Genomic DNA, 9,195 nt, shown 5'->3' on the forward strand with positions numbered 1-9,195 from the left:
ATAACGCACATAAGAGCGCACCATTAGAGTGCGTTTTCAACCACAGGAGAAGCGGGTACCTGTTTCTTTGATTTAAATATTTCCCAGGGTGTAAAAGGACGTTCATTTAAACGCCAGCTGAAATTCTCCAGTATCAACTGTCCGGGAGTCACCTTGGTAGGATCCAGTATTTTACCAACCGGTTTTGGAGACATTATCACTTTCTCTATCCTGTTACCATGCATAAAAATAGTGAGATACGGGCTTTCTGCTTTGTTAATTCCTACAATATACGGACCGTCAATCAGGTAATATAAACTTTCGGTATTACCATCCACAAAAATTTTACGGAGCATGTTTTTCTCAATATATCCACTGATCTTTTTCCCTTTTATCTGGTTGAACCGGATAGAATCCACACGCGAGATTAAAAAAGCATTACCAATCATATCTATCTGTTCCACATGATTGTTTTTACTGATAACATGTATTTCGTCACCGGTCATCTGGTTATTAAGAGACCACATTACCGGATCATTGTACATATTAATTACTGAATCGTACGTGGAATATACAATTGAGTCACATTTGCCCTGTACATCAAACCTGAAAAATTTTACATTATGGTAGGCTTTCATCAGTTTAAAGTCGTTGGTGTCCGGTTCAAACGAAAGGGTATCGGCATGCAGATACAGCGAGTCGAAACCCGCATACTGTATAAAAAGAGCTGAGTCTGTTACATATGCATAATCGGTTGCCTCGCTGAACTTGCCCCGCTTGCCTTTTATTTTTATTTGCTGCAGTGTGTCGGTAATCTCAACCCATTTAAAGGCTTCACCGTTTTTTGCCATGCCATCGTAAATAAGGTGCTCGCCTTCAATTATCTGCGCTCCTTTTTGAATGGAGGAGTTATGCTTTAGCTCGGAATAATTGTTTTTGGGATCATGCCATCCATCTTCAGAATACAAATGAACACTATCGGTATAAATATTCGTTGGACCAAGAATGGAGATTATTTCTGTATTTGTATCGTAAAGCAAGGTATCCGTAAAAATATCCGACCCCGAGGTCTTCACTTTAACCTCGTTTTTAAAATTCACCATTCCGGTGTTGACAAAATAATAGCCTTTTATGCTGTTCAGAACAAAAGCTGTATCTGTAACGGTACCCCCGTCAAAATAAAAACCAATATCAGTATTCAGGTCGTAGTCCAGTTTTTCTGTTTCGATGGTAAGCGTGCTGTTTGTATTGATCATTTTTACATGCCGCCGCAGCTTGGCCAGTTTTGTATTGCCATCATACAACAACTCATCTCCGTAAATATGAATGCTGTCTGCCTTTATAATATGCACATTTCCATAGGCATTAAAAGCATTCTTATCGGTAAACTGCCTGGCACTGTCGCAATACATGGCTGTATTGCCATCCTCGAACAACACGTTCCCAATAAGGTCTCTCACGCCGGGATTGTTGATCTTATCTTCAACCCAACGGTCACAATACTTCAATGTAACCATCTTGCTTTTACCATCTTTCTGTGCAAAAGAGATAAAAGAAACAAACAGCATAAAAAAAGTAAGTGTATGCCTGAACCTCATTGGTTTGTCCGGATTATTTTACCCAGCCGGGGTATTCAAACTCACAGTTTCTCCATTTTTCATCGATGGAGATATACGTATCAAGCTGTTGTTCCAGGACCCATTCCTTCAGCTTCTCCTCTTTCTTACTGGCTAAGACCTGTTCCTTAAGCACCTGGTAATCATCTTTTAAGTTGGCCTTGTGTGCGTCAATTCTGGATTTAAGTTTGATGATCAGGTAAACTTCCTCTCCCGTTTTCTCAATAATCATCTTAAAAGGCTGCGAAATGCTGTCTACCTGAAGTGTCTGAACCGTTTTAGCTATTTCCTGTGGAAGCTGGGTTATTTCAAATTTTGATGCGCCTGTAGCCGGATTTGCCATTAGTCCACCATTACTTCTTGTTGCATCATCTTCTGAATAATACAACGCGGCTTTTTCAAAATTGAATTTACCTTCATGAATAAAATCTGTAATACTATCCAGACGTAGAATCGAATTTTGCCTTGCTGAATCAGAAATTTGTGGTTTCAGCAATATATGCCTCACATTTACACGGTTTCCTGTACGTTCTATCAACTGCATGATATGAAATCCATACTCTGTCTCTACCACTTTTGATACTTTTTTCGGATCACGAAGGTTAAATGCTACATTGGCAAACTCAGGAACCAGCTGCCCTCTTCCGAGTAAACCAAGTTCACCACCTCTTCTTGCACTCATTTTATCCTGAGAATATAAGATTGCCAGTGTACTGAAGTCAAAACCGTTGTTTACACGATCACGAAACTCCCTTAACTGAGCCTTAACTCTTTCTATTTCTTCCTTCTCAATCTTAGGCTTTACCTCAATTTTTTCAATTTCATACTGAGCCGGAATGATAGGAATGCTGTCTTCGGGAAGGTTATTGAAATAGCGTCGAATTTCGGATGGCGTTGTGGTAATGTTCTCCGTCAATTTGGACTGCATCTGACGGGTCAGGTCCTCTTCACGCATCACATCACGCAGGTCTTCCTTAATCTGAATAGTAGATTTATCAAAATACTCCTCCAGTTTTTCCTTTGAACCGATTTGTGAGATATAGTAATTTACCTGTGCATCAACCCGCTCTATTATTGCAGATTCACTGACTTCAAGACTGTCCAGTTTGGCCTGATTTAACAACAGTTTCTGAATCATTCTGTCTTCAAGCAGCTTACATTTCAAATCGCCAGAATACGACACGCCCTGCGCCTGAAGCCGTTTAAACTGTTCTTCAATGTCGGACTTTAATATCGGATCAGCACCAACCACTGCAATAACTTCATCAATCACATTATCCTGCGCCTGAAGTGTCATCAGGCCAAAGAGCAATCCCAGGGTAATAAAGAGCTTATTTATCTTCATAATATATTACTTTCTTATTTTCAATTGCCTCATTCAGAATATCCTTCTTAAAATCAGCAATATATTCAAGTCGTTTTTTGTGCTGCAGCACCTTAACTATCTGTGGTTTAACGTAAATCAACGGTGCAACCTCACCTGCATCTTTTTCATCAAATACCACCACATAGTACCCCGATAACGAATCAGCCTGCTCAATTGTTACACCTTTTTTTAACGCCTTTTTATCCAGCGGTTCAGGCAGATACTTCTCAACGACAGAAGCGGGCAACCATTTTTCAGAAAAATCCTCATACTTAGTGGCATTTTGAAAACAGTAATCTTCCAGATTCAACATATCCTCTTCACTTCTGTTCTTCATCCACAAGCTTAAATCATCGCGTCTTGGTGCATCCTCCGGAATCTGGATAAAAATACCGTTTATGATTTCCTCATTCAGGGTAAAATTTTCCGGATTATTATTGTAAAAATCAGCGATCTCCTTCTCACTAATCTCAGTACCGGCCTTCTGATCTACCAGCAGTTCCATGTACTTGCTTACGATCAATGAATTTCTGTAATCCTCCACCATTTTCTCAATGGAAGGATTTGTTCCGATGTTCAGTCTGGCCTTCTGGAGAATCAATTCTTTGTTAACCCATTCCTGAATATAGCGGTCCACAATATCCGCACTGTCTGCTGAACGTGTATTCTGTGGCACCAACAATGCCACATCCGACTTTCTGAGCACTTTATCATACACTTTTACAATAACATCCCCGGATGCTTCAGGTTGGTTATTGCAGGCAAAAAATGCTGTAGCTAAAATAAACCCGCCAAACCATGTAACGATATGACTGACAAGGGTTCTATTTGTCACCGGCTACTTCTTTTAATACACTTTTATTCACTTTAACCTTATATTTCTTTTTCAGTGCTTTAACCCACTTATCTTCGAGTTCATTCTGATAATCAGAAGTGACTGCCCCGCGACATTCATTCAGTTTTTTAACTTCCCCTTCAGGATAGGTCTGACCATCAAGGAAAACAACCGGGAATTTTTTATCCGGCTCAACTACCTCACCATCCCAGATCATCTGATCCACAATTTTATTCTGTCCTTTTGTGAATGAACCGGTATCGTATTTAAAGTTGAGTTTTGTAGTATTCAGTTTTTTAAACACATCGCGAATCGGCATATTTTCAGCCAGTAAAAGTTTAACAGAATCCATTACCGTATCGGTCTGACAATAAATTATATTGCCACTAAAATGCGGTTCATCCCATTTATAATCCTTTTTATGTTTGGCATAAAATTTTTCCAGTCCTGTGGTATCCTGTGATGCTTTATCCCATACTTCCTGAGAACTGATATCGAAAAGTAATATGCCGTCATGGTATTCTTTCATCAGATAGCGGAATTCAGGATATTTTCTCTCCAGTTGGCTGTCTTCGTAGTCAACCAGTTTTTGATCCTTGAACGCTGACCATTTCATTCTTACCCTGTCTGCAACACCAGGATTTTCACCTCTTGGGTTTGCAATCAGGTAATCTGCAAAATCTTTTTGTGTGTAAACACTGTCTTCTATTTTAAGCACAGGTTTATTCATATTTCTTGTATCGGCTTTAAATAAGCTGTCAGTATAGGCGTACTTGTGTGAAAGCTCTGCAAAAGGTTCAATGTTGACATTATACTGCTCAATGTTGTATTCATTTTTCAGTTTATTGATAAAGCTTTCATGTGCTTTATTCCCTCTGTCATCTTTCAGCAGACGTGCACTGATTTTATCCTTGATTTCATTAAAAGGTTGCACATCCCTTTTATCGATCAGCTTAATGATATGCCAGCCAAACTGTGTACGGATCGGTTCACTGATATCGCCCGGTTTTTCCAAAGCAAACGCAGCTGTTTCGAATGGTTTTACAAGCTGTCCGGTTGAAAACCAGTTCAGACGCCCTCCATTGCTGGCAGTAGAATAATCATCTGAATTCTTTTTTGCCAGATCTTCAAAGTTCTTTCCATCAAGCAATTGCTGATAAATCTTATCAATTTCCTCTTTCTTCTGTGCTTTTACATCCGCCGGATCATCATCTCTGGCCACTTTCATTATGTGTTCCACCAAAACTTCCCCTGGAGATGGTCTTTTATCGAGCACCTTTATAATGTGATATCCGTATGTGGTTCTGACCGGCTGACTAATTTCACCTACCGGGGTTTTATATGCTGCATCCTCAAACGGATATATCATTTGAAAACCTTTAAAATATCCCAGATAACCTCCATTCTGTTGCGCTGAAGGATCTGCACTGTATTTTCTGGCCAGTTCCGCAAAATCAGCTCCGTTTTTAAGCTGATCAATGATATCCAGCGCTTTATTGTAGGCTTCCAGTGTATCCGCCGGTGTTTTGCCGTTTTTAACCTCAATAAGAATATGGCTCGCTTCCACTTCTTCATTCAATCTGTCGTAAGCCTGTTTGATATAAAACTCATCTACAGAACGGTCAGTAAGATAAGGTTTTGCAAGCTGTGCCCTGTAACCACCGAGTTCTTTAATAAAATCTTCTTTTTGATCCATTCCCCTGTTTTCTGCTTCAATTACTTTAAGCTTAAACTTTACAAAGAGATCCAGGTAATCCTTCACATCCTTATAGGTAATGTCTTCCTTATCATTGTTCTTGTAAAACAAATATTCAAATTCCCCTTTGGTAATGTCCTGATCACCAATCGTCATTAAAACTTCATCCGACTGTGCATAGCTATTGAACAACAAACCACAGGTAAATAATACTAAAAGGAATTTCTTCATAATTCTAATTATTAATATCAATGTTTAACTTACAGTTATCAAAAAACGATGATGCTTAAAAAATCGTATGATACGCTAAAAATAAAGCCAAGAGGCCAATTTTTTTTATCTGAGCAAAAGTACAAAATATGTTGAAATACCAAATTAAAAAGTGTTTACAATCATTAATAGAATTGAAGCAACAAAGCGATAAGTACAGGAATTAAACAGGAAAAGAATTTATCGCCTATATTTGCAATATGGCATATCCGTTTAAGGCTATCTTACAGCAGTACTGGGGATACACTTCATTCAGAGACCTTCAGGAAGACATCATTGAATCGGTTTATCTCCGGAAGGATACACTTGGATTAATGCCAACCGGTGGTGGTAAATCCATTACTTTTCAGGTTCCGGCCCTGGCCATGGATGGCATCTGCCTTGTGGTAACACCGTTAATAGCCCTGATGAAAGATCAGGTACATAATCTGCTGAAAAAAGGCATCAAGGCTGCGGCTATCTATTCGGGTATGCGGCGTGAGGAGATTGCAATAACACTTGATAACTGCATATACGGAAACTATAAATTCCTGTACCTGAGTCCGGAGCGTCTTCAGACAGAACTGTTTCTCTCAAAGCTGGAACATCTGAATGTCTCCTTTATTACAGTGGATGAAGCACATTGTATTTCACAGTGGGGTTATGATTTTCGTCCGTCTTATCTTAATGTTGGGAATATCAGAGCGCTGAAACCCGATTGTCCCGTACTCGCTCTCACGGCCACGGCCACACCGCAGGTTGTGAATGACATACAGGAAAAACTTGGCTTCAGAAGAAAAAATATCTTTAAAAAAAGTTTCCGTCGCGAAAACCTGGCCTATGTTGTGGAATACTCTGAAAATAAATTCAACCGACTTGCGGAATTAATTGAACAACACCAGGGCTCAGGCATCGTTTATGTCAGAAACCGCAAGATGACTAAAGAATTATCTGAATTTCTGAACCGGCATAACATTTCGGCATCCTTTTATCACGCAGGACTCGACAGTTTCGCCAAAGATAAACGACAGAAACAGTGGACCGAAAACCAGACAAGGATTATGGTTTCGACCAATGCATTCGGCATGGGTATTGATAAACCGGATGTTCGCCTTGTGGTCCATTTCGATATTCCTGATTCACCGGAAGCATATTTTCAGGAAGCTGGACGGGCCGGAAGAGACGGAAAACCTGCCAAAGCCTGTCTGCTCTATTCCAAAACAGACGTAACTAATCTGAAAAAAAGTTTTACCAATGCCTTCCCGGACAAACCTTTCATACGGACGATCTACAATCACCTGATGAACTTTTTCCAGGTAGCAGTAGAAGACGGAATTGGCAGAACCTTTGACTTTGAACTCGGAAAATTCTGTAAGGCGTATGCGCTTAATGTTGTGCAGACAAATAATGCACTGAACATCCTGGAGCGTTCCGGCCTGATCCAAAATACCGATACAAGGGAAAATAATTCCAGACTCTATTTCCTGGCCGGCAAGGAAGAACTGTTTGGATTTCAGAATCAGAGACAGGAATACGAAGAACTGATCAAGACTATTTTGAGATCCTATTCCGGATTATTCAGCTCATTTGTATACATCAGTGAGCAAACCATTGCCGGCAGAACAGGTCTGAACAACGAACAGGTTTACCAGTATCTTGTCAATCTTGACAAGGCCGGATTGGTAAAATATATCCCTCAAAAAAAGACCCCGACGATTACCCTGCTCAGGGATCGTGTTCCTGAGAATGTTATCGTTATTTCCAAAACCATTTACGAAGACCAGCAGGAGAGGATGAAAGGACGGGTGGATGCCATGTTGTATTATATCAGCTCTGATATGATTTGCAGGAGCAGGATACTGCTTGCCTATTTTGGAGAGAAAAAAAGCAAACCGTGCGGTGTGTGTGACATCTGTGATTCCGGCAATGAACAGAATGACCTGTTTGGGTCAATTCAAAAAGCCGTATTGAATAAACTTGAGACCACCGGGACAACGGATATCAACGATGTGATTAAAAACCTGGCGTACAATAAAGAAAAGGTTCTGGAGGCTATCCGGTTCATGACAGACAACGGCGATATTGTGATGGAAGGCAAACAAATAAAATTAATTTCCTAGAAGCGCGTACGTTTACGCACCCGTGTTGAATATCTTCCGTCGCTTCCTTTCGGGAAACATGCCACCGGATTTTTACCAAGTTTTTTGAATAAGCCGATATTGCTTAATTCGTAAGTCAGAGAAACCTCATGACTACCATATGCATGTGAGGCAAGATTGGAAATGGTAATATCATAACTGTAACCGATCTGCAGTCCATTGACTTTGTATTTTAAAATAAATACCAGGGCATCCCGGTTCAGCTTCGCACTTATCTCATCACTGAAATTGGGAACTGCACGCAGCCATAAACCAAAATCAAGGGTTGTATTGTAAATATAAGCCCCTATATCAATCTGATCGAAACCACCCTGATGCATGTAACGAAAATCGGCATCGATAGAACGTACAGGCCCACGGTTGCGATCAGCCGTCTTCCATACATTCATACCGCCAAAGGCAACCATCTTCATCGGCAACCGGGATTCCTCGTTGGCAAAAGATTGATTAGGCTGACTGATATGATCCAGCGTAAGGCCAAACCACATATCAGTGGAATACAAAAAAGCAGAGGCTCCGAAATCGAAATAGTTTTTGTTCTGCAGTCCATTCATGTAAAGTTCTGAAGTACGGGCCGATGTGTTTGACACATAATCATTCAGCAAGGCATCTGCGAACTCAAATTTTGAAAAGTCAATGCTGTTCTGACAATAAGCGGCTTGCAAACCTGGAATGATCTGCCACTTTGAATTCATCTGTAAACGGTAGGAATACTGAACCGAGAAATTGGTCTGTGCGAGGTCCGTTGAACCGGCCCTGTCTTTTAAAACCATGAATCCAAGACCACTGTTATAATCGTCAAAGTACATGTCGTATGATGCAAGCATCGTTTCATACACTGTACCGATTCCGGGCCATTGATTTCTGTAATTAAGGGTCATTCGGGGTTCACCACTGGAACCTGCAAGAGAAGGACTTAGATAAGTGGTTGTAGCATAGTATTGTGAAAAATGAGGATCCTGACACCAAACCTGGTATCCGGCTAATAACATTAATATAACAAATGTTAACTTTTTCATCCTGCTTGCCTTCGAAGATCAATTGATTAAGGGGGTTCGCATTATTGCATTAAATAATGGTTTCGAAACTTGAACACACCTTAACACACTTCAAATTTAATGTTTATTTTACATTTAGACAAATTTAGTTAACATATTATTGGGCTTTATTTAATGTTTTCAAACATTATTGTGATAATTTATTTACAATTGAGATAATAAAACGAAGCATCAAGCGTTAAAAACAGCCTTTAAACCCGTTGTTTTTAGCGTATATGTCATCACACACATAAAAAT

Annotated in this window: 6 protein-coding genes; 1 reads left to right on the top strand and 5 read right to left on the bottom strand. The window is 39.9% G+C overall.

Going from position 1 to position 9,195, the window contains the following annotated elements:
- Positions 1 to 23: 23 nt before the first annotated feature.
- From ACE1EF_RS16135 to ACE1EF_RS16150, 4 genes are read right to left on the bottom strand one after another with little or no spacing between them, the layout of a single operon-like run.
- Complete coding sequence (locus tag ACE1EF_RS16135; protein ID WP_375721723.1) at positions 24 to 1,577, bottom strand: OstA-like protein; 1,554 nt, start codon at positions 1,575 to 1,577, stop codon at positions 24 to 26.
- 13 nt (positions 1,578 to 1,590) lie between these two features.
- Positions 1,591 to 2,940: a peptidylprolyl isomerase gene (locus ACE1EF_RS16140; protein WP_375721724.1), complete on the bottom strand. Its 1,350-nt coding sequence runs from the start codon at positions 2,938 to 2,940 to the stop codon at positions 1,591 to 1,593.
- Complete coding sequence (locus ACE1EF_RS16145) at positions 2,927 to 3,796, bottom strand: peptidylprolyl isomerase (protein WP_375721725.1); 870 nt, start codon at positions 3,794 to 3,796, stop codon at positions 2,927 to 2,929. The genes ACE1EF_RS16140 and ACE1EF_RS16145 overlap by 14 nt, the downstream gene beginning before the upstream one ends.
- A complete protein-coding gene (locus ACE1EF_RS16150) occupies positions 3,786 to 5,723 on the bottom strand; it encodes a foldase protein PrsA (RefSeq protein ID WP_375721726.1) in 1,938 nt (645 codons plus the stop codon). The genes ACE1EF_RS16145 and ACE1EF_RS16150 overlap by 11 nt, the downstream gene beginning before the upstream one ends.
- 239 nt (positions 5,724 to 5,962) lie before the next feature.
- On the opposite strand from ACE1EF_RS16150, the gene ACE1EF_RS16155 reads away from it, so the two are divergent.
- On the top strand, positions 5,963 to 7,861 hold the full coding sequence (locus tag ACE1EF_RS16155; RefSeq protein WP_375721727.1) for a RecQ family ATP-dependent DNA helicase: 1,899 nt from the start codon (positions 5,963 to 5,965) through the stop codon (positions 7,859 to 7,861).
- Here the strand turns inward: ACE1EF_RS16155 and ACE1EF_RS16160 are convergent.
- Positions 7,858 to 8,919: a PorP/SprF family type IX secretion system membrane protein gene (locus ACE1EF_RS16160; protein ID WP_375721728.1), complete on the bottom strand. Its 1,062-nt coding sequence runs from the start codon at positions 8,917 to 8,919 to the stop codon at positions 7,858 to 7,860. The genes ACE1EF_RS16155 and ACE1EF_RS16160 overlap by 4 nt on opposite strands.
- Positions 8,920 to 9,195: the final 276 nt, after the last annotated feature.

It is taken from the genome of Quyinboa sediminis (genome assembly GCF_042219855.1).
GTDB lineage: Bacteria > Bacteroidota > Bacteroidia > Bacteroidales > UBA5342 > JBHJHP01.

Coding starts and splice junctions, on each gene's coding strand:
- ACE1EF_RS16135 (WP_375721723.1), bottom strand. CDS start 1,577: ATGAGGTTCAGGCATACACTTACTTTTTTTATGCTGTTTGTTTCTTTT.
- ACE1EF_RS16140 (WP_375721724.1), bottom strand. CDS start 2,940: ATGAAGATAAATAAGCTCTTTATTACCCTGGGATTGCTCTTTGGCCTG.
- ACE1EF_RS16150 (WP_375721726.1), bottom strand. CDS start 5,723: ATGAAGAAATTCCTTTTAGTATTATTTACCTGTGGTTTGTTGTTCAAT.
- ACE1EF_RS16155 (WP_375721727.1), top strand. CDS start 5,963: ATGGCATATCCGTTTAAGGCTATCTTACAGCAGTACTGGGGATACACT.
- ACE1EF_RS16160 (WP_375721728.1), bottom strand. CDS start 8,919: ATGAAAAAGTTAACATTTGTTATATTAATGTTATTAGCCGGATACCAG.